Genomic DNA, 19,153 nt, shown 5'->3' with positions numbered 1-19,153 from the left:
TCGCTGGTCGTGGCGGCCGAGACCGAGGCGGGCATGCGCTACCGCCTCCTCGAGACCGTCGCGGAGTACGCCTCCGAGCGGCTCGACGAGGCCGGTGACCGGGAGGCCGCCGAGCGCCGGCACCTCACGTACTACCGCGAGCTCGCCCGGCTCACCGACCCCGAACTCCGCGGCCCCCGGCAGGTCGCCGCCATGGCCCGGTTCGGCACCGAGCACGGCAACCTCCGCACCGCGCTGCGCCGGGCGGTCGCCGCGCGCGACGAGCACGAGGCGCTCGTGCTCGTCCACGCCATGCTCTGGTACTGGACCATGCGCGACCTGCGGGCCGACGCCCTGCACTGGGCCGAGTCCGTCGCCGCCCTCGGGCCCGACCCGTTCGGGCCCACCGCCGCCCCCGTCGTACCGCTGTACGAGCCGCTCACCGCCGGGCCGCCGCCGCTGAGCGAGGAGCAGCTGTGGGAGGCCAGACGCGGGGTGCGGCTGATCGAGCTGCTCAACATGGACCACGAGACGGGGCGGTGGACGACCCCCGAGGGCATCGAGCGGCTGCGGCGCATCAACGCCTGCTACCCGCCGGGCCTGCCGCAGACCTGCCGGCTGCCCGGCTCCTTCACCGTCTTCGCGGTCCTCCTCATCGCCGAACCCGGGCGCATGGGCGAGGCCCTGGAAGCCCACGTGGCCGCCTGCCGCGGCTACGGATACGAGTGGGAGCTCGGCAACGCCCTCCAACTGCGTGCCAACCTGCTCGCCAACCGGGCCGACCTGGCCGGGCAGGCTGCCGCCGACGCCGAGGAGAGCCTGCGGATCTTCGTCGGGCTCGACGATGCCTGGGGCGCGGCCGAGGCGCTGTCCGCGCGCGCCGAGGCCCGCGAGCGACGGCTGGAGTTCCACGGCGCCGCCGAGGACTTCGAGGCCGCCATCGGCTACGCCCGCCGGATCGGCGCCCAGTCCCAGATGGCGCTGCTGCGCGCCCGCTACGCCGACATGCTGATCGAGACCGGTCGTCAGGAGGAGGCGGAGACGATCCTGCGCGAGGTCGTGGAGGGCGAGCACGGGCGCGGCCACGAGCCGATGCTCGCGGCTCGGATCTTCCTGGCGCTGCTGCTCGCCCGGACCGGCCGCACCGCCGAGGCCCGGGTGCACCTGCAGCGGCTGCTCGACGACTTCCGTTCGGAGACCCTCTCCATCTTCGAGGGCTTCACCCTCGGCAGCCTGGGCTGGGTGGACAACCTCGACGGGCGGTACGCCTCGGCGTTCGCGCTCGCCCGCCGGGCGTACGAGCGCTCGCTGGGGGCGCTGTCGATGATGGTCGCGCCGCAGATGCCGGCGGTCCACCTGATCACCGCCGCCTGGGCGTTGGCCGGGCTCGGCGGCCCGTCGGCCCGCACGGCGGCGGTCCTGCTCGGCGCGTACGAGGGGCTGCTCCCGCCCGGGCACCTGCCGCCGCCCATGGAGCGGGAGAACCGGGCGCGGGGGACCGAGCTGGCGCGCGCCGCCCTCGGCGACGAGGCGGAGTTCCAGGCCGCGTACGCCGAGGGCGGCGGCCTCTCCCTGGAGGATGCCGCCGCCCTGCTCGAACGCGCCGACGCGATCTGAGGCGCGTCGAGTCCTGGACCCGGTCGGTGCGTCAGGTCTTCTTGCGGAACTTGGCGACCGCGAGCGGCGCGGTGACCACGGTGATGCCGACCGCCCAGGCGAGCGTCATCCACACGGAGTGGGCGACGGGGCCGCCGTTGATCAGGTTGCGGGCGGCGTCGGCGAGGTTGGACAGCGGGTTGTAGTCGGTGAAGGTCTGCAGCCAGCCGGGCATGGTGGTCGGCTTGGCGAAGATCGAGGAGCCGAACTGCAGGGGCATCAGGACGAGCATGGCCATCCCCTGGACGGCCTGGGCCGTCTTCATGGTGAGACCGAGCAGGATGAAGATCCACATGAGCGATGCCCCGAAGACCATCGACAGGCCGATCGCGGCGAACAGGTCGAGGACCGACGTGTGGATCTCCAGGCCGAGCAGGAAGCCCATGCCCAGCAGGATCGCGGTGGCGATCAGCATGCGGCCGACCTCGACGACGATCTTCGCGACGAGCACCGAGGAGCGGGCGATCGGCATGGTCCGGAACCGGTCCATGACGCCCTTCTTGAAGTCGTCGTTGATGCCGGTGCCGACGGCCATCGCGATGTTCATGCCCATCATGGCCATCAGGCCGGGCACCAGGTAGTTCACGTACTGGTCGTTGTTGCCCTTGCCGGCGACGGCGCCGCCGAAGACGTACACGAACAGCAGGATGAAGATGATCGGCATCAGCACGGCGTCGAACATCGACTCCGGGTCCTGCTTGATCTGCAGCGCGTTGCGCCGGGCGAGGGCACCGATGTGGCGCAGGTTGGCCCGCAGGCCGATCCGGCCGTCGGCGGCGGCGGTCCGCTTCGCGGGCGAGCCGCCGGGGGCGTCGACGGGGGACTGGGGGAGGGTGGTGGTGCTCATGCGGCGACCTCCTCGGTGATCGCGTCGGAGACCGAGGACTTCTCGCCGGTGATGGCGAGGAACACCTCGTCGAGGCTGGGCAGATGGGTGCCGATGTGGGCGATGCCGAAGCCGCGGGCGCCGAGCAGGCCCACGACGGCGGTCAGCTGCTCGTCGCTGAGGATCGGCACGTACAGCACGCCCTCGTCGGGGACGACGGTGGCGCCGGAGATCCCGTCGAGTCCGGTCTCGCGGAGCGCGGCGGCCATGGCGGGCAGGTCGGCCGGGTCGACCGGGCGGACCTGGAGGGTCCGGCCGCCGACGCGGGCCTTGAGCTCGTCGACGCCGCCCTTGGCGATGACGCGGCCGCGGTCGATGACGGTGAGCTCGCTCGCGAGCTGCTCCGCCTCCTCCATGTACTGGGTGGTGAGGAGCACGGTCGCGCCCTCGGCGACCATCCGCTGGACCTCGTCCCAGACCTCGTTGCGGGTGCGCGGGTCGAGGCCCGTGGTGGGCTCGTCCAGGTAGAGCACGGCGGGCCGGCCGATCATGGAGGCGGCCAGGTCGAGGCGGCGCCGCATGCCGCCGGAGTAGTTCATGGCGGGCCGCTTGGCGGCCTCGGTGAGGGAGAAGCGCTCCAGCATCTCGTCGGCGCGGCGGCGGGCGTCCTTGCGGGAGAGGTCGAGCAGCCGCCCGATCATGTAGAGGTTCTCCCAGCCGGACAGCTTCTCGTCGACGGAGGCGTACTGGCCGGTGAGGCCGATGGTGCGGCGCAGCTGGCGGGGCTGGCGCACCACGTCGTAGCCGGCGACGGTGGCGGTCCCGGCGTCCGGGACGATGAGGGTGGACAGGCAGCGGACGAGGGTGGTCTTGCCGGCGCCGTTGGGGCCGAGCACGCCGAGGACGGTGCCCTCGCGGACGTCCAGGTCGATCCCGTCGACCGCTCTGGTCTCGCCGAAGTGCTTCACGAGGCCCCGGACCTCGACGGCGTTGGTGTGTGATCGCGTCATGTCCACCATGGAACCGGTGGCCACCGACAGGGCACCGACAGGCGGCCGACAGCGCCGCCGACACCGGACCGACGCCTGTCGGCGGCTGTCGGCGGGCCGTCGGCCGGGGCGGCGAGAGCCGACAGCCCGCCGACGGGGGACGGTCGGCGGGCTGTCGTTCTTTCCGGGAAGGTCCGCGGGGCCTAGTGGAAGGTGTGCTCCTCGGCGGGGAACGCCCCGCCGGCGACGTCCTCCGCGAAGGCCCGGGCGGCGTCGCCGAGCGTCTCGCGCAGGTTGGCGTACTGCTTGGTGAAGCGCGGCACCTTGCCGCCGGTCAGGCCGGCCATGTCGGTCCAGACGAGGACCTGGGCGTCCGTGTCGGGGCCGGCGCCGATGCCGATGGTGGGGATGTGCAGCGAGCGGGTGACCTCGGCGGCCAGCTCCGCCGGGACGAGCTCCAGGACGAGGGCGAAGGCGCCCGCGTCCTGCGCCGCCTTGGCGTCGCGCAGCAGCTTGTGGGCGGCCTCGTCGCTGCGGCCCTGCACCCGGTAGCCCATGGTGTTGACGGACTGCGGGGTCAGGCCGAGGTGGGACATGACCGGGATGCCGGCCTGGACGAGCAGCTCGGTCTGCGGCAGCGAGCGCTCGCCGCCTTCGAGCTTGATCGCGCCGACCCCCGCGTCCTTGATCAGCCGGGTGGCGTTGCGCAGGGCCTGGACGGGCCCTTCCTGGTACGAGCCGAAGGGGAGGTCGCCGACGACGAGGGCGCGCTTGGTGCCCCGTACGACGGCTGCGGAGAGCAGGGTCATCTCGTCCATCGTGACGGGCACGGTGGTGTCGTAGCCGAGGTGACAGTTGCCCATCGAGTCGCCGACGAGGATCACCGGGATCCCGGCCTCGTCGAAGACGGAGGCGGTCATGGCGTCGTAGGCGGTCAGCATGGGCCACTTCTCGCCGCGGGTCTTGGCGGCGGCGATGTCGTGGACGGTGATGCGGCGGGTGCCCTTCCCCCCGTACAGCGCCTTGCTGCTGTCGGCGGGCGGTTTCTGGGCAGCCTGAAGCGTCATGGTGAACGGCTCCTCTGTTGTCATCTCGAGGCGCCCTGTGGCGTCCCCGGACCACATCCATGGTGGCACTTCGCCGGGCGGGCGGGGAAGTCGCCCGGTGGAGTGGGCGCGAGTGGCGCTGTTCACATCGCGGGAATGCAAAGTCTGCGTCAGGTTTTTCGATACGAGACGGTCTCGTATCGAAATGAGTCTAGGGTGAGGACCATGTCTCAGCCGTCCCCTGTCTCCGCCGCCACCCCCGGCGCGCGTCGCGTGCCCGAGGCCGTGCACCGCCGCCGCTGGGCGATCCTCGGCGTGCTCATGCTCAGCCTACTGATCGTCGTCCTCGACAACTCGATCCTCAACGTGGCGGTCAAGACGATCGCCAGCCCCGCGCCCACCGGCATCGGCGCCACCCAGAGCGAGCTGGAGTGGGCCATCAACTCCTACACGCTCGTCTTCGCCGGACTCCTCTTCACCTCCGGCCTGCTCGGCGACCGGCTCGGCCGCAAGAAGGTGCTGCTCTTCGGCATCACCGTCTTCGGCATCGGCTCCGCGCTCGCCGCGATCTCCACCACCCCGGGCGAGCTCATCGCCTACCGAGCCGTGATGGGCCTCGGCGCCGCCTTCGTGATGCCCGCGACCCTCGCCGTCCTCATGAACGTCTTCGAGCGCGACGAGCAGCCCAAGGCCATCGGCATCTGGGCCGGCAGCGTCGGCCTCGCCATCGCCGTCGGCCCGATCACCGGCGGTGTGCTCCTGGAGCACTTCTGGTGGGGCTCGATCTTCCTCGTCAACGTGCCCGTCGTACTGCTGGCCTTCGCCCTCATGGCCTGGCTGGTCCCCGACTCCAAGGACCCCGAGCCAGGCCGGATCGACGTGCCCGGGGTGCTGCTCTCCGTCCTCGGCCTCGTGCTCCTCGTGTACGGCATCATCCGCGGCGGCGAGCTCGCGAGCTTCACGGACGTCGAGGTGCTGCTCCCGTCCCTCGGCGGCATCGCCGTCCTCGTCGCCTTCGTGCTGTACGAGAAGCGCAGCGACCACCCGGCGCTCGACGTCTCGTACTTCCGCAGCCCCGCGTTCTCCGCGGCCGTCGGCGCGATCGCGCTGGTCTTCTTCGCCCTCATGGGCGTGACCTTCTTCTCCGCCTTCTACCTGCAGAGCGTCCGCGGCTACAGCGCGCTGGAGTCCGGCCTGCTGATCCTGCCGCTGGCCATCGCCCAGATGGTCTTCGCGCCCCGCGCCCGGCTCGTCGTCGAACGCTTCGGCGCGAAGGCCGTGTGCACCACGGGCATGCTGGCGGTCGCGGTGGGCCTCGCCGCCTTCGCCCTGTTCGACGCCGACACGCCGGTATGGATCCTGGAGGCCGTCTTCTTCCTCCAGGGCGCGGGCATGGCGCACATCATGCCGCCGGTCACCGTCTCCATCATGCAGGCGCTGCCCCGCGAGAAGGCCGGCTCCGGCTCGGCCGTCAACAACACGTTCCGGCAGGTCGGCGGCGCGCTCGGGGTGGCCGTGCTCGGCTCCGTCCTGTCCACCACCTACCGCGGCGAGATCGAGGGGCACCTCGGCGCGCTCCCGGCCGGCCTGCGGGACACGGCCGGCGAGTCCATCGAGGCCACCCTCGCCGTCGCCGAGAAGCTCGGCCCGGCGGGCCGCGGACTGGTCGCCCCGGCGTACGACGCCTTCGTCGACGCCATGCACGTCACCGCCATCGGCTCGGCCGTCGTCGCCGTCCTCGGCGCGATCGTGGTCGCCGTGTTCCTGCCCGGCCGCACCCCGGCCGGCCCCGCCGACGGGGCGCCCGTCCCTGGCGCGCGCACCGAAGCGGGAGAATCGGTTCCGAACTAGGGCGGTGCCGCGAGCGTCCCGCACGGCATCCGCGGCGCCCGGCGCGCACCCCGCGGGCACCGCACGGGACGCTCGAAACACCCCCTGCCCCAGAAGGAGAGGCGCAACAAGCGTGTCGCAGCACACGGGCGGACCCGACCCGGCCGCCGACTGCCCCGCCGGCGCGCGGCGCGGGCGGCCGCGGAGCGAGGCGGCGGACCAGGCGATCTTCGACGCGGCGATCGGACTGCTGGAAAGCGGTCTGGCGCTCGCCGACGTGTCCATCGAGAAGATCGCCCGCACCGCCGGCGTCGGCAAGGCGACGATCTACCGCCGCTGGCCCGGCAAGGAGGAGCTGTTCGTCGACCTCATGCGGTCGGTCGAGCCCCCGGACCCGGTGCTGCCCGGCACCTCGCTGCGGGACGACTTCGTGGCGCTCCTGGAGACGATGCGGCAGCGGGGGCTCGCCAAGCGGACCTCCGCGCTGCTGCACAACGTGTTCCAGCAGATGCAGCTGTATCCGAAACTGTGGGACGCCTACCACCACACCGTCATCGAGCCGCGCCGCCGCATGGGTCTGGACGCCATCCGGCGCGGGATCGAGCGCGGCGAGATCCGCTCCGACCTCGACGCCGAGCTGGTCAACGACCTGTTCGTCGGCCCCCTGCTGCTGCGCTCGATCTTCCTTCCCGGCGCCACCCTGGAACCCGGCCTGCCCGAGGAGATCGTCGACACGATCATGGACGGTCTGCGGCCGCGTGCCTGATCCGTACGAATGTGCGCGTTCTGTCACAGCCGTGCGCCCCACGCCACCTGCAGGAACCCGCCACGCGCGGGTGTCGTCCCTCGAAGAGTACGACCGACCCGGAATCGCCTAGTGTCGACACCGGGTCGCACAGCAAGGCAGTGAGGACGGCAGCGATGGCGCGGGTGGACATGACGGAGACCGAGCACGGCGGAACGCCGGACGACAAGGGCTCCAGCTCCCGGCCCTCCTCCGGCCTCGGCGCCCGGTTCGCCGGGCTCCGCGGCGACCGGGGCATCTGGCGCCGGGGCGTCGTCCTCGCCCTGTGCGCCGTCCTGCTCGCCCTCCTGATGGGGCTTCACTCCGACGTCCCCAACCGCATCGGCAACCTGGGCAGCCTCACCGAGACCTTCCTGCCCTGGCTCGGCCTCCTCGTGCCGGTGCTGCTCGTCCTCGGCCTGCTGCGCCGCTCCGCGACCGCGCTGATCGCGCTGGTCCTGCCGGTCGTGGTCTGGCTCAACCTCTTCGGCGGCCTCGTCATCGACAAGTCCGAGCCCGGCGGCGACCTCACCGTCGTCACCCACAACGTGAACGCCGACAACCCCGACCCCGAGGGGACGGCCCGTCAGATCGCCGCCTCCGGCGCGGACGTGGTGGCCCTGGAGGAGCTCAAGGGCGACATGGTCCCGGTCTACGAGCGGGTCCTGTCCGGCACGTACCGGCACCACTCGGTGCAGGGCACGGTCGGCCTGTGGAGCCGCTACCCGCTGCGCGACGCGCAGCCGGTCGACATCCGGATGGGCTGGACCCGCGCCATGCGCGCCACCGTCGCCTCCCCGAAGGGCGAGGTGGCCGTGTACGTCGCCCACCTCCCGTCCGTACGGGTCAAGATGAACGCCGGCTTCACCGCCAACCAGCGCGACAACAGCGCCAACGCCCTCGGTGAGGCCATCTCCCACGACCCTCACCGGCGGATCGTCCTGCTCGGTGACCTCAACGGCACCATGAACGACCGCGCCCTCAACGGCGTCACCTCCCAGCTCCGCTCCACCCAGGGCGCCGCCGGCGACGGCTTCGGCTTCAGCTGGCCCGCGTCCTTCCCGATGGCCCGCATCGACCAGATCCTGGTACGGGGCGTCGAGCCGGTCTCCTCCTGGACCCTGCCGCAGACGAAGAGCGACCACCTGCCGGTGGCCGCCCGTGTCAAGATGTGAGCAGAGGGAGCGGTGTGACGAATCACACCGGGCGTACGGAGTTTGAGGGACCACTGGCATGCCGCCTTGACGACACCTCCAAGTAACCTGATTCCGCCCTCGGCCCAGTCGTCCCGGGGGGCTGTCCTCCCGGCGCAGGCAAGTCCGGGGACAGCGGGGGATCCACGAGGGGGAACCGTTCATGCGCCGTGCCTTCGCGTTGCGCTGGTCGCACGGATCGATAGCGCAGCTCTTCAGCGGCCGTGACAACAGCCTCGGATTCCTGCGCCTCGGCCTGGCCACGGCGGTGATCTTCTCCCACGCCAGCATCCTGGGCTACGGGGCCAAGGAGTACGGCCTCGGGTTCAGCGGCGGCCAGGTCACCGTCGGCAACCTGTCGGTCTACGGCTTCTTCGTCCTGTCCGGCATCCTCGTCACCCGCAGCGGCGCCCGGCTGCCCCTCGGCCGGTTCCTGTGGCACCGGGCCCTGCGCATCCTGCCCGGCTTCTGGGTCTGCCTGATGCTCACGGCGTTCGTGGTCGCCCCGGCCCTGTACTGGTACGTCCACGGCAGCCTCGACGGCCTCGGCGGCACCAGGGGCCCGCTGGGCTTCGCCGACGGACCCCTCGGTTACCTCCGCGCCGACTGGGCCGTCGCCACCCGCCACTACGACATCGCCGGCCTCATGACGCACGCCCGGTCCGAAGGCCTGCTCCACAACGGCGCCTTCAACGGCTCCCTGTGGACCCTTCGCTACGAGGTCCTGTGCTACGTCGGCGTGGCCGTCCTCGCCGTCACCGGCATCCTGAAGCGGGCCCGGCGGGCCGTCGTCCTCGTCACCGCGCTGTTCTTCTGGCTGGTGGTGCGTCAGGCCTCGGCCGAGCCCTTCTGGGGAGGCGCGTCCCACGCGCGCTACCTGGAGGTCCAGCAGATCCCCCTGATGGGCGCCGTCACCCCGCAGTGGCTCATCTACCTCGGCCTCGCCTTCAGCCTCGGCATGCTCATCGAGCTCTACCGCGACCGCATACCCGTCAGCGACCCGCTCGGGGTCGCCGCCCTCGCCGTCTTCTTCGGCAGCCTCCACTACGGGTACTTCTTCGTCGTCGGCCTGCCGGCCCTCGCCTACCTGCTCGTCTGGCTCGCGATCCGCCTGCCGCGCCCGTTCCGCCGCATCGGAGCCCGCCACGACTACTCGTACGGGATCTACATCTACGGCTTCCTCGTCCAGCAGACCCTGGCCCTGATCGGCTACACGCGCTGGGGCATGGCGGTCTACCTCGCGCTCACCCTCGCCTTCACGCTGCTCCTCGCCGTGGCCTCCTGGCACCTCGTCGAGCGCCCCGCGCTCCGGCTGAAGGACCTCGGGCGGAGCGCTCCCCCCACCGCTCCGACACGCCGGAGCATCCCGAGGCCCGTCGAGCCCGACACCCTCGTCAGTGCCGCGTCACCTCACGCCAGCGGTTCGTGATCGGCAACCGGCGGTCCTTCCCGAAGCCCTTCGCGGAGATCTTCGTGCCCGGCGGGTACTGACGCCGCTTGTACTCCGCCAGGTCGACCATCCGCAGGGTGCGGGTCACCAGCTCGTCGTCGAAGCCCGCGGCCACCAGCTCGTCCCTGCCCAGGTCGCGGTCGACGTAGAGCTCCAGGATCCGGTCCAGGACCTCGTAGTCGGGCAGTGAGTCCGTGTCGACCTGACCCGGACGCAGCTCGGCGCTGGGAGGCTTGGAGATCGAGTTCTCCGGGATCGGCGGGGTCTGGCCGCGCTCCTCGGCGGCCCGGTTGCGCCAGCGGGCCAGCCGGAACACCCAGGTCTTGTAGACGTCCTTGATCGGGCCGAAGGCGCCCACCGCGTCCCCGTACAGGGTCGAGTAGCCCACGGCCAGCTCGGACTTGTTGCCCGGGGCGAGGACGAGGTGGCCCTCCTGGTTGGAGAGCGCCATGAGGAGCGTGCCGCGCAGGCGGGCCTGGAGGTTCTCTTCGGCGAGCCCGGTGAGGCCGATCGAGCCCATGTAGGCGTCGAACATCGGCTCGATCGGCACCGTGCGGAGGTCCAGGCCGGTCCTGCGGGCCAGCTCGGCGGCGTCGCCGCGCGAGTGCTCGGACGAGTACTTCGACGGCATCGACACGCCGTGCACGTTCGCGGGGCCGAGCGCGTCGCAGGCGATGGCGGCGACGAGGGCCGAGTCGATGCCGCCGGACAGGCCGATGAGGACGGAACGGAAGCCGTTCTTGTTCACGTACGCCCGCAGGCCCACCACGAGCGCCGAGTAGACCTCCTCCTCGTCGTCGAGCCGGTCCGCGTAACCGCCCGTCACCTCCGGCTCGTAGGCCGGCAGCGGCTCCTCGGAGAGCACCACGCGGTCGATCCGCAGCCCGTCGTCCACGACGCCGGTGGGCGCGTCCGGGAGTGCCGCCGGGAGCTCCAGGTCGAGCACCACGCAGCCCTCCGCGAACTGCGGGGCGCGCGCGACGACCTCGCCGGCCGCGTCGACGACGATCGAGTCGCCGTCGAAGACGAGCTCGTCCTGGCCGCCCATCATGGCGACGTACGCGGTCGTGCAGCCGGCCTCCTGGGCCCGCTTGCGGACCAGTTCGAGCCGGGTGTCGTCCTTGTTCCGCTCGTACGGGGAGGCGTTGATCGACAGGAGCAGCCCGGCCCGTGCGCTGCGGGCCGCCGGGACGCGACCGCCCTCCTGCCACAGGTCCTCGCAGATCGCGAGGGCCACGTCGACGCCGTGGACCCGGACCACGGGCAGGGTGTCGCCCTGGACGAAGTAGCGGTACTCGTCGAAGACGCCGTAGTTGGGCAGGTGGTGCTTGGCGAACCGCAGCACCACCTCGCCCCGGTGGAGGACGGCCGCCGCGTTCTCGGGGGACCCGGCGGGCCGGCCGAGCCGCGGCGCGGCCCGCTCGGAGCGGTCGAGGTAGCCCACGACCACCGGGAGCTCGCCGAGCCCCTCGTCGGCGAGCCGCCGCCCGAGCGCGCGCAGCGCGTCCCGGGAGGCCTCGACGAACGAGGAGCGCAGCGCCAGGTCCTCCACGGGATAGCCGGTCAGCGCCATCTCGGGGAACGCGACGAGGTGCGCGCCCTGCTCGGCGGCGTGCCGGGTCCAGTGGACGACGGCCTCGGCGTTCCCGGCGAGATCGCCGACGGTGGAGTCGATCTGATTCAGAGCGAGGCGTAGTTGAGGCACGCCCTCAGTCTAATCGTCAATTCGACGCTATGTCCTGCGCTCGGGCCTTCCGGGACGACATGCCCCGCCCCGCGCCTGCCCGGTCCGCCCCCGAGCACCGGGAACCCACGGCCCCGCCCTGACGTTCGACCCACTGTGTCCAGGAATGCCGCGCGCCGAGTCACCCCCAGCGCATCCGTGCTCGGGCTCGGGGCGCTCGCGTACACGGCCTGGGTCCTGGAGGTGGTCGTCCGGACGGGACTCGACCCCGTCCGGACGTACGTCTCCGAACTCGCCGCCGCCGGCCGGCCGCTCGGCGGCCCCTTCCGCGCCACCGACCTGACGGCCGGTCTGCTGGTCCTCACGGGCGTGCTCGCCGGCCTGGCGGGCTCCGTGGCGGGGGAGCGCCGATGACCTTCGTACGGCTCGGAGGGGTCGCCCACCACGTCGTCGTCGACGGCGCGGGCCCCGTCTGCGTGCTCGCCGCCGGACTCGGCATGAGCTGGTTCGACTGGGACCCGGTGGTCCCGCTGCTCGCCCCGCACCGCACCGTCGTCCGCTTCGACCGCCCCGGTCACGGCCTCTCCCAGCCCGCCGCCGTGCCCCCGACCGCCGCGGGCGAGGCCCACCGGATCGCCGCCCTCCTCGACGCCCTCGGCCTGGACCGAGCCCCCGCCACCGTCGTGGGCCACTCGATCGCCGGCTTCCACGCCGAGGCCTTCGCGCGGCTGCACCCCACCCGCACCGCCGCGCTCGTCCTCCTCGACTCCTCCGTGGAGGAGCGCCCCCCGCGCCTCCCGCGCCTCCTCCGGCGCACCGCCCCGCAGCTCGCCCGCGCGCTGGGCGCCACGCTGAGCGCCGCCGGGGTCCCGGCCGCGCTGGGTCCCGCCGCACGCGCCCTGTCCGTACGCGGGTCGAGCCGGCGGCGGCCCGATCCGTCCCCGCCCGAGCTGGTCCGCCGCGTCTACCGCACCTCACGCGTCCTGCGCGGCACCCTCGACGAGAACGCCCGCTACGGGGCCGTCGCCGCCGAACTGCTCGTCCTGCGCGAGCGGGCGCCCCTGCCGCCGGGCCTGCCGGTCACCGTGCTCGCAGCTCCCGACGGCTCGGCCCGCTGGGAACGGCGCCAACGCGCGCTGGCCCGGCGGCTCGGCGCCCGCTACGAGGCGGCCGAGCCGTCGGGCCATCTGGTGATGCTGGACCGCCCGGACGCGGTCGCCCGGGCCGTGCTGCGCGTGGAAGGCTGAGCGCGGACCGCCGAGGGAAGGTCAGCCCGCGTAGACGCTCTCGCAGAACGCCTTCAGCTGTTCGTCCGTCAGGTTCCTGGCCAGGTCGGCCTCGCTGATCATGCCGACCAGTTTCTTGTCCGCGTCGATGACGGGCAGCCGGCGTATCTGGTGGCTCTGCATCTCCTCCAGGACCGCGCCCACGTCGGCGCCGGACTCGATCCAGCGCGGCGTGCCCTTGGCCATCTCCCCGCAGGTGATCTTGGCGGGGTCGCGGCCCATGGCCACACAGCCGACCACGATGTCGCGGTCCGTGAGGATGCCGCACAGTCGTTCGTTCTCGTCGGCGATGGGCAGCGCGCCCACGTTGAGGTTCCGCATCATCTGGGCGGCGCGGTCGAGCGTCTCGTGTGCCGGGATCCACTGGGCCCCCGGGTGCATGATGTCCTTCGCCGTCTTCATGGGGTGCGTGCCTTTCGTAGAACGTCGTCGTGCCTGCGTCCCCGAGCACCCTCAATTGTCGGCGCGCGACGCGGCCCCCGCGACCGCAGGGTCACGGGGGCCGTCGGCTCGGCGCCGGTCCGGCGGATTACGCGCCGCGCGCCTTGAGCATGTCCGCCATCAGCTTGATCTCGGACTCCTGGGCGTCGACCATGCCCTGCGCGAGGTCGCGCTCCACGCCGGGCACGCACCTCTCGACACAGCCCTGGGCCATGTGGATGCCGCCCTTGTGGTGCTCGGTCATGAGCTTCAGGTAGAGCACCTCGGCCGCACGGCCGGAGGCCGTGCGCAGCTGGTCGAGCTCGGCCCGGGTCGCCATGCCCGGCATGAGCTCGCCGTCCTCGCCGCCCATGTCCACGCCCATGCCCATCCAGGTCATCGGCGCCACGCCGGACTGCACCTTCGGCAGCCCCCACATGTCCAGCCAGCCCAGCATCATGCCGCGCTGGTTGGCCTGGGTGTTGGCGATGTCGTACGCGAGGCGGCGCACGTCCTCGTCCGTCGTCCGGTCGCGGACGATGAACGACATCTCGACGGCCTGCTGGTGGTGGACCGCCATGTCACGGGCGAAACCGGCGTCGGCGGACTCCGCGGTGGGCGTCTTCGGGGCGTCGTCGCGGTCCGCGGAGGCGACGGTGACCGCGCCTCCGGCGAACAGCAGCGCCAGGACCACGGCGGTGACGGACGCCCACTGGGTCCGGTTCAGCTTCACTGGCCCGCCCCGGCGCCGGCCTGGCCCTCGGCGCCGACGCCGCCGGTGCAGGCGGCGCCCGGCTCAGGGGTCTGCGGGCCGGTGACGTACTTGGTGAAGAAGGCGTCGACCCGCGGGTCGTCCGCGCTGTCCACGGCGACCTGCTTGCCCCAGGCGCTCAGCATGATCGCGGAGGCCTGGTCCTCGTACGGGCTCATCAGCGAGTACGGGGTCTTCTTGACCTTCGTCTTCAGCTTGTCGACGTCACCGGAGGTGGCCTTCTTGGTGTACGTCACCCACACGGCTCCGTGCTCCAGCGAGTGCACGGCGTTGACGTCGTTGACCGGCTTGTCGTAGACGTCGCCGTTGCAGTTCTGCCAGACCGGGTTGTGGTCGCCGCCGACCGGCGGCTTCATGTCGTACTTCACCGGCGTGGTGACGTGGTTGCGGGTCAGCTTCTTGGCGTCCCAGGACTTCTCGTCCTTGATGGGGGCCTTGGCGGCCGCCTCCTGCTCCTGCTTCTTGTCGTTCTCCTTGTTGATGACCCAGCCGCCGAAGCCGACGAGGGCGAGCACGACGGCGCCGGACACGCCGATCGTGATGAAGCGGTTGCGGCGCTCGCGGGCCTGCTCGGCGCGGCGCATCTCCTCTATTCGGGCGCGGCGGTCGGCGGTGGCGGAGCGGTTCGCGGCCATGGTGGTGTCGTCCTTCGTGAAGTCTGGAGGTGAGTGAGGAATGCGAACGGAACGCACGTGACGTAGTGCCCGGCCGCTTACGTCCGCAGGACTTGAAGGACGTGGAGGTCCGGCGCGCGCGGCCGTGCCTCGGAGCGGGGCGCCCGACCGGAGAGGTCCGGCGTGCCGAGGCGGGGGGCGCCGCCCTCGGCGTGCAGCGGGGGGTCGAGCGGCGGTGCGCTGAGCACCGCGGGGGAGAGGGCGGGGAAGAGCGAGCAGCCGCCGCGCTCGTACGGGCAGACGTACTCGTCGGCCCGGTCGGCGACCTGTCCGGTCGCCGTGGCGTGCCCGGCCCGCTCGGCGGAATGCCCGTTCCCGGGGTGGCCGACCCCCAGACAGAGGAACAGCGCGCCGAGGAGCGTCGCCACGGCACTCGCCAGTGCCAGGGGACGCGCGTGTCGCGGCGGGCCGTCGAGCCGGGAGGCTCCCATGGGCGCAGATCGTAGTGGCAGAAGGGGTGCCGTGGGCCGGACGGGGTACCCATCGGTACCGAGCCGGTACCGGTGAGCCGTCGCGCGGGCGCCGCTTTTCGGCCGCTCCCCCGTTACCTGTGTCACAGCGGAGCAGGCAGTATGGGTGTGCAACGTGCACGAAACCATGTGGTGGGATGCTCAGGTGCCCCCCGAAATGCCCGAGGCGGTGGGAGCAGGCGGCCTGACCAGCGAGGATGGGTGTGGAAATGGACAAGCAGCAGGAATTTGTGCTCCGTACGCTCGAGGAGCGCGACATCCGCTTCGTGCGTCTGTGGTTCACCGACGTGCTCGGCTTCCTGAAGTCGGTCGCCGTGGCCCCCGCCGAGCTGGAGCAGGCCTTCGACGAGGGCATCGGCTTCGACGGCTCCGCGATCGAGGGCTTCGCCCGGGTCTACGAGTCCGACATGATCGCCAAGCCGGACCCGGGCACCTTCCAGATCCTGCCCTGGCGCGCGGAGGCCCCCGGCACGGCCCGCATGTTCTGCGACATCCTCATGCCGGACGGCTCGCCGTCCTTCGCGGACCCGCGCTATGTCCTGAAGCGGGCTCTTGCCAAGACCTCGGACCTGGGCTTCACCTTCTACACCCACCCCGAGATCGAGTTCTTCCTCCTGAAGGACAAGCCCCTGGACGGCACCCGCCCCACGCCGGCCGACAACTCGGGCTACTTCGACCACACCCCGCAGAACGTGGGCATGGACTTCCGCCGCCAGGCCATCACGATGCTGGAGTCGATGGGCATCTCGGTGGAGTTCTCCCACCACGAGGGCGCCCCGGGCCAGCAGGAGATCGACCTCCGCTACGCGGACGCGCTGTCCACGGCCGACAACATCATGACCTTCCGTCTGGTCATGAAGCAGGTCGCGCTGGAGCAGGGCGTGCAGGCGACCTTCATGCCGAAGCCCTTCTCGGACTACCCGGGCTCGGGCATGCACACCCACCTGTCCCTCTTCGAGGGCGACCGCAACGCCTTCTACGAGTCGGGCGCCGAGTACCAGCTCTCCAAGGTGGGGCGTTCCTTCATCGCCGGCCTGCTGAAGCACGCGGGCGAGATCTCCGCCGTCACCAACCAGTGGGTCAACTCCTACAAGCGCATCTGGGGCGGCTCGGGCCGCACCGCCGGCTCCGGCGGCGAGGCCCCCGCGTACATCTGCTGGGGCCACAACAACCGCTCCGCGCTGATCCGCGTCCCCATGTACAAGCCGGGCAAGATGGGCTCCTCGCGCGTCGAGGTCCGCTCCATCGACTCGGGCGCCAACCCGTACCTGACCTACGCGGTCCTGCTCGCCGCCGGCCTCAAGGGCATCGAGGAGGGCTACGAGCTCCCGGCCGGCGCCGACGACGACGTCTGGGCGCTCAGCGACGCCGAGCGCCGCGCGATGGGCATCGAGCCCCTCCCGCAGAACCTCGGCGAGGCCATCACCCTGATGGAGCGCAGCGAACTGGTCGCGGAGACCCTGGGCGAGCACGTCTTCGACTTCTTCCTGCGCAACAAGAAGCAGGAGTGGGAGGAGTACCGCTCCGAGGTCACCGCCTTCGAGCTGCGCAAGAACCTGCCGGTGCTGTAGGCGCAGGGCGTGGAGCTCCTGCCCACCACTCCCAACCGGATCGCGAACACCGTCCTGGGCGGCGCGCCGGCCGTCGGCCTCGCCGTGCCCGCGGCGGAGGGCTCCGGCGTGGCCGCCGCGGCCGCCCTGGCGTTCTTGGTGGTCGCGGTGCGGGGCTGGCGGGTGGGCGTGCGCTGTGAGCGTGACCGGCTGGTCGTCCGGGGCTTCCTGTGGACCCGCCGGGTCGATCGTGCTCGGATCGGCGCGGTCACGGGCTTCCCCGCCGTCCGCTGGACGTCCCGGCGCGGCGGGCGGCGGTGGACCCCGGTGCTCGCCCTCCTGGACTCTGCGGGGGAGGAGACCGCCGGGTCGTACGCGCGCAAGCGGGAGAACCTGGCGCGGCTGCGGCGCTGGGCCGCCCGGCGCGGCTGAGTCAGCGGGCCGACGGGCGGGTCTTCGGGCGGCTGCGGAAGGAGAGGGCCTCCAGCAGGGGGCGGTGCTTCGTCTTCTGGACGGCGGCGATGCGCCAGGTGCCGTCGGGGACGCGGACCAGGGTGTACGTGGCGAGCTTGCCGAGGCGGCGGGGGCGGGCGCTCTTGTGGACCTTGCCGCGGGTGACCGCGACGGCCGTGCCCGGCGCCGGGAAGCGGAGGTCGACGACGTCCAGGGTGAGCCGGGTGCCCTTGAGGAAGCTGTCGAAGAGCGCCTGGTGGGCCCGGCCGATCTCGTCCCCGCCCTGGTAGACGGTGCCGACGAAGGTGACGTCCGTGGCGTCCTCGGTGAAGTGCGCCCCGTACCCGGCGCCGTCGCCCCGGCCCCAGGCCTCGGCGCTGGACCGGAGGAGGTCGTGGCTCGCGGTGGTGTCGGCGCCACCGACCTCTACGCGCTCAACATCCTGGACCTGGCCGGGCCCATGACCCCCGCGAGATCGGCGAGCGCACCGGCCTGACCACCGGGCCCGCCACCCGGCTCGTCGACCGCCTGGAGAAGGCCGGCTACGTCCACCGCGCCGCCGATCCCCATGACCGGCGCAAGGTCATCGTTGAACCCGTCGGCCGCCCCGACGAGCTCGACCGGGTCCTCGCCCCGGCCGGACGCCGCATCGCCGAGCTCCTCGGCGGCTACCCGCCCGAGCAGCTCGCCGTCCTCTTCGACTACTTCGGCCGCGCCGCCGAGGTCTGTCGCCAGGCGGCCGAGGATCTCTGACCGCCGGTCAAATGCGTTGCGGCCGACGGGGGGACGTCCGACACTGCGTCCCGTGAACGACGTGAGCATGATCCAGACCGCGCGGCTCCGACTGCACCCGCTCTCCCTCGACGACGCCCAGCGCATCGTCGACGCCCGACCCGCCCCCGGCGACCGCTGGGCCGAGGACTACCCCGGCGCCGGTGACACCGCCAGCGCGCGCGGCTTCCTCAACGGGGTCGCCGAGCGCGGCGATCCCGGCGTCTACCGGCCGTACGCGATACGCCTCGCGGACGGCGCCACCGTCGGCGGCATCGGCTTCCACGGCCCGCCGGACGCCGACGGCGTGGTCACCATCGGCTACGGCCTCGTCCCCGGCGCCCGCGGCCACGGCTATGCGAGCGAGTCGCTGCGCGCCCTGATCGCCCGCGCGCGCGAGGCCGGCGCGACCGCCGTGCGCGGCGACGCCGACCTCGACAACATCCCCTCCCAGCGCGTCATGGAGGCCGCGGGAATGGCGTACGAGGGGGAGGACGAGCGGGTCCGGAACTACCGCGTGGTGTTCCCGGACGCCTCCTAGTCCCCGGTCGGCCCCGTGCTGCCCCGGTTTCGGCCCCGTCCTGCCTCGGTCGGCCCCGTCCTGCCTCGGCGGGCTCCGTCCCTCCTCGGGCGGCGCCGCCTGGAGCCCGTCCGGCGGACCAGGGGCGGACGACGGCGGACTAGGGGCGGACGACGGCGGACCGGCACCCCCTAGCGCTGCGCCAGCTCCGACGGCGCCTCCTGCACCACCCAGCCGTTGCCGTCCGGGTCCTGGAACGACATGAAGGAGTTCCAGGTGCCGCCCTTGCCGGCCTCCCAGCCCGTCGCGCCCACGTGCATCACCGGCGACACGTGCACGCCCGCCGTCAGCAGCCGGTCCCGCGCCGCCTCGATGTCGGTGACGCACAGCTGGAGGCCGTGCAGGGCGCCCGGAGCCGTGAGGCCCGTGCCCGGGAACGGCGGCATGCCCTGGATCAGGGAGATCGAGCAGCGCGAGCCCGGCGGGGTGATCTGGACGATCCGCACCCCCGGGGCGACCTCCTGGTCCAGGTCCACCGTGAAGCCGCACTTCTCGCCGTAGAACTCCTTCGCCCTGTCCAGGTCGGTGACGGGCACGGTGATGACTTCCAGCGTCCAGTTCACGGTCGCATCTCCTCGGTCTCGGCTGCTCTCGGTCGGGGTGCTCTCGGGGTGCTCTCGGGGTGCTGTCGGGAGTCCAGGGTGGTCCGTACCACCCTCGCCCGCCAGCCCGCCGCCGCGCACCCGGAGGGCTTCGCCGGATAGGCTCGACCGGGGACTGGACCGAGCGGTATCGACCGG

19 protein-coding genes and 2 pseudogenes are annotated in these 19,153 nt (G+C 72.3%); 11 read left to right on the top strand and 10 right to left on the bottom strand.

The features are described 5' to 3' along the window. A partial coding sequence (locus tag AB0M16_RS33360; protein WP_365349720.1) for a tetratricopeptide repeat protein occupies positions 1-1,596 on the top strand: 1,596 nt, incomplete at its 5' end. A gap of 31 nt (positions 1,597-1,627) precedes the next feature. Here AB0M16_RS33360 and AB0M16_RS33355 read toward each other — a convergent pair. From AB0M16_RS33355 to panB, 3 genes are all read right to left on the bottom strand, one after another. Further along, a complete protein-coding gene (locus AB0M16_RS33355) occupies positions 1,628-2,482 on the bottom strand; it encodes an ABC transporter permease (RefSeq protein ID WP_365349718.1) in 855 nt (284 codons plus the stop codon). Then, positions 2,479-3,480, bottom strand: a complete 1,002-nt coding sequence (locus tag AB0M16_RS33350) for an ATP-binding cassette domain-containing protein (protein WP_365349731.1) — start codon at positions 3,478-3,480, stop codon at positions 2,479-2,481. The genes AB0M16_RS33355 and AB0M16_RS33350 overlap by 4 nt, the downstream gene beginning before the upstream one ends. A gap of 173 nt (positions 3,481-3,653) precedes the next feature. Continuing rightward, the gene (gene panB / locus AB0M16_RS33345; RefSeq protein WP_365349716.1) at positions 3,654-4,517 is read right to left on the bottom strand and encodes a 3-methyl-2-oxobutanoate hydroxymethyltransferase; all 864 of its coding nucleotides are present in this window, start codon (positions 4,515-4,517) and stop codon (positions 3,654-3,656) included. A gap of 204 nt (positions 4,518-4,721) precedes the next feature. Between panB and AB0M16_RS33340 the strand changes: the two genes are divergently transcribed. The 4 genes from AB0M16_RS33340 (at position 4,722) to AB0M16_RS33325 (ending at position 9,732) form a co-directional block, all read left to right on the top strand. Continuing rightward, positions 4,722-6,347 carry an MFS transporter gene (locus tag AB0M16_RS33340; RefSeq protein ID WP_365349714.1) on the top strand — a complete coding sequence of 542 codons (1,626 nt, stop codon included), beginning with the start codon at positions 4,722-4,724 and terminating at the stop codon, positions 6,345-6,347. Positions 6,348-6,459: 112 nt separating this feature from the next. Then, on the top strand, positions 6,460-7,092 hold the full coding sequence (locus AB0M16_RS33335) for a TetR/AcrR family transcriptional regulator (protein ID WP_365349712.1): 633 nt from the start codon (positions 6,460-6,462) through the stop codon (positions 7,090-7,092). 155 nt (positions 7,093-7,247) lie between these two features. Beyond that, positions 7,248-8,285, top strand: a complete 1,038-nt coding sequence (locus tag AB0M16_RS33330) for an endonuclease/exonuclease/phosphatase family protein (protein WP_365349710.1) — start codon at positions 7,248-7,250, stop codon at positions 8,283-8,285. A gap of 181 nt (positions 8,286-8,466) precedes the next feature. Then, positions 8,467-9,732, top strand: coding sequence for an acyltransferase (locus tag AB0M16_RS33325; protein WP_365349708.1), 1,266 nt, complete (start codon positions 8,467-8,469; stop codon positions 9,730-9,732). On the opposite strand, the gene AB0M16_RS33320 is transcribed toward AB0M16_RS33325, so the two are convergent. After that, positions 9,698-11,458: an NAD+ synthase gene (locus tag AB0M16_RS33320; protein WP_365349706.1), complete on the bottom strand. Its 1,761-nt coding sequence runs from the start codon at positions 11,456-11,458 to the stop codon at positions 9,698-9,700. The two genes, AB0M16_RS33325 and AB0M16_RS33320, sit on opposite strands and share 35 nt — an antisense overlap. A 177-nt stretch (positions 11,459-11,635) precedes the next feature. On the opposite strand from AB0M16_RS33320, the pseudogene AB0M16_RS33315 reads away from it, so the two are divergent. Together AB0M16_RS33315 and AB0M16_RS33310 are read left to right on the top strand one after the other, a co-directional pair. Next, positions 11,636-11,806: pseudogene (locus tag AB0M16_RS33315) on the top strand (DUF998 domain-containing protein); the annotation flags it as partial. 41 nt (positions 11,807-11,847) lie between these two features. Beyond that, a complete protein-coding gene (locus tag AB0M16_RS33310; RefSeq protein ID WP_365349704.1) occupies positions 11,848-12,684 on the top strand; it encodes an alpha/beta hydrolase in 837 nt (278 codons plus the stop codon). 21 nt (positions 12,685-12,705) lie between these two features. Here AB0M16_RS33310 and AB0M16_RS33305 read toward each other — a convergent pair whose 3' ends face one another. The 4 genes from AB0M16_RS33305 to AB0M16_RS33290 form a co-directional block, all read right to left on the bottom strand. Next, positions 12,706-13,125 (bottom strand): CBS domain-containing protein, encoded by a 420-nt coding sequence (locus AB0M16_RS33305; protein WP_365349702.1) that lies wholly within the window; start codon positions 13,123-13,125, stop codon positions 12,706-12,708. Between the two features lie 127 nt (positions 13,126-13,252). After that, a complete protein-coding gene (locus tag AB0M16_RS33300; protein WP_365349700.1) occupies positions 13,253-13,876 on the bottom strand; it encodes a DUF305 domain-containing protein in 624 nt (207 codons plus the stop codon). Beyond that, on the bottom strand, positions 13,873-14,550 hold the full coding sequence (locus AB0M16_RS33295) for a DUF3105 domain-containing protein (RefSeq protein WP_365349698.1): 678 nt from the start codon (positions 14,548-14,550) through the stop codon (positions 13,873-13,875). The genes AB0M16_RS33300 and AB0M16_RS33295 overlap by 4 nt, the downstream gene beginning before the upstream one ends. 77 nt (positions 14,551-14,627) lie before the next feature. Then, the gene (locus AB0M16_RS33290) at positions 14,628-15,020 is read right to left on the bottom strand and encodes a hypothetical protein (RefSeq protein ID WP_365349696.1); all 393 of its coding nucleotides are present in this window, start codon (positions 15,018-15,020) and stop codon (positions 14,628-14,630) included. A 248-nt stretch (positions 15,021-15,268) separates the two neighbouring features. Between AB0M16_RS33290 and AB0M16_RS33285 the strand changes: the two genes are divergently transcribed. After that, the gene (locus AB0M16_RS33285; RefSeq protein ID WP_362536156.1) at positions 15,269-16,630 is read left to right on the top strand and encodes a glutamine synthetase family protein; all 1,362 of its coding nucleotides are present in this window, start codon (positions 15,269-15,271) and stop codon (positions 16,628-16,630) included. A 9-nt stretch (positions 16,631-16,639) separates the two neighbouring features. Continuing rightward, a complete protein-coding gene (locus tag AB0M16_RS33280; protein WP_365349694.1) occupies positions 16,640-17,041 on the top strand; it encodes a hypothetical protein in 402 nt (133 codons plus the stop codon). Position 17,042: 1 nt separating this feature from the next. Here the strand turns inward: AB0M16_RS33280 and AB0M16_RS33275 are convergent. Beyond that, positions 17,043-17,435, bottom strand: a pseudogene (locus AB0M16_RS33275) (SgcJ/EcaC family oxidoreductase); the annotation flags it as partial. 101 nt (positions 17,436-17,536) lie between these two features. Between AB0M16_RS33275 and AB0M16_RS33270 the strand changes: the two are divergent. Beyond that, a complete protein-coding gene (locus AB0M16_RS33270) occupies positions 17,537-17,815 on the top strand; it encodes a MarR family transcriptional regulator (protein ID WP_365349729.1) in 279 nt (92 codons plus the stop codon). A 52-nt stretch (positions 17,816-17,867) separates the two neighbouring features. Further along, positions 17,868-18,374 (top strand): GNAT family N-acetyltransferase, encoded by a 507-nt coding sequence (locus AB0M16_RS33265; RefSeq protein ID WP_365349692.1) that lies wholly within the window; start codon positions 17,868-17,870, stop codon positions 18,372-18,374. Between the two features lie 170 nt (positions 18,375-18,544). On the opposite strand, the gene AB0M16_RS33260 is transcribed toward AB0M16_RS33265, so the two are convergent. Continuing rightward, on the bottom strand, positions 18,545-18,976 hold the full coding sequence (locus AB0M16_RS33260) for a VOC family protein (protein ID WP_365349690.1): 432 nt from the start codon (positions 18,974-18,976) through the stop codon (positions 18,545-18,547). Positions 18,977-19,153 lie beyond the last annotated feature (177 nt).

This window comes from Streptomyces sp. NPDC051921 (assembly GCF_040680975.1).
Lineage (GTDB): Bacteria > Actinomycetota > Actinomycetes > Streptomycetales > Streptomycetaceae > Streptomyces.
Note: the sequence above shows the minus strand (reverse complement) of the source record. Positions and strands in the feature narration are given on the sequence as shown.

What these genes read in the sequence shown, in the direction of transcription:
- AB0M16_RS33340 (WP_365349714.1), top strand. Translation starts at nt 4,722, where the DNA reads ATGTCTCAGCCGTCCCCTGTCTCCGCCGCCACCCCCGGCGCGCGTCGC.
- AB0M16_RS33305 (WP_365349702.1), bottom strand. Translation starts at nt 13,125, where the DNA reads ATGAAGACGGCGAAGGACATCATGCACCCGGGGGCCCAGTGGATCCCG.
- AB0M16_RS33285 (WP_362536156.1), top strand. Translation starts at nt 15,269, where the DNA reads ATGGACAAGCAGCAGGAATTTGTGCTCCGTACGCTCGAGGAGCGCGAC.
- AB0M16_RS33330 (WP_365349710.1), top strand. Translation starts at nt 7,248, where the DNA reads ATGGCGCGGGTGGACATGACGGAGACCGAGCACGGCGGAACGCCGGAC.
- AB0M16_RS33290 (WP_365349696.1), bottom strand. Translation starts at nt 15,020, where the DNA reads ATGGGAGCCTCCCGGCTCGACGGCCCGCCGCGACACGCGCGTCCCCTG.
- AB0M16_RS33355 (WP_365349718.1), bottom strand. Translation starts at nt 2,482, where the DNA reads ATGAGCACCACCACCCTCCCCCAGTCCCCCGTCGACGCCCCCGGCGGC.
- AB0M16_RS33310 (WP_365349704.1), top strand. Translation starts at nt 11,848, where the DNA reads ATGACCTTCGTACGGCTCGGAGGGGTCGCCCACCACGTCGTCGTCGAC.
- AB0M16_RS33295 (WP_365349698.1), bottom strand. Translation starts at nt 14,550, where the DNA reads ATGGCCGCGAACCGCTCCGCCACCGCCGACCGCCGCGCCCGAATAGAG.
- panB (WP_365349716.1), bottom strand. Translation starts at nt 4,517, where the DNA reads ATGACGCTTCAGGCTGCCCAGAAACCGCCCGCCGACAGCAGCAAGGCG.
- AB0M16_RS33350 (WP_365349731.1), bottom strand. Translation starts at nt 3,480, where the DNA reads ATGGTGGACATGACGCGATCACACACCAACGCCGTCGAGGTCCGGGGC.
- AB0M16_RS33325 (WP_365349708.1), top strand. Translation starts at nt 8,467, where the DNA reads ATGCGCCGTGCCTTCGCGTTGCGCTGGTCGCACGGATCGATAGCGCAG.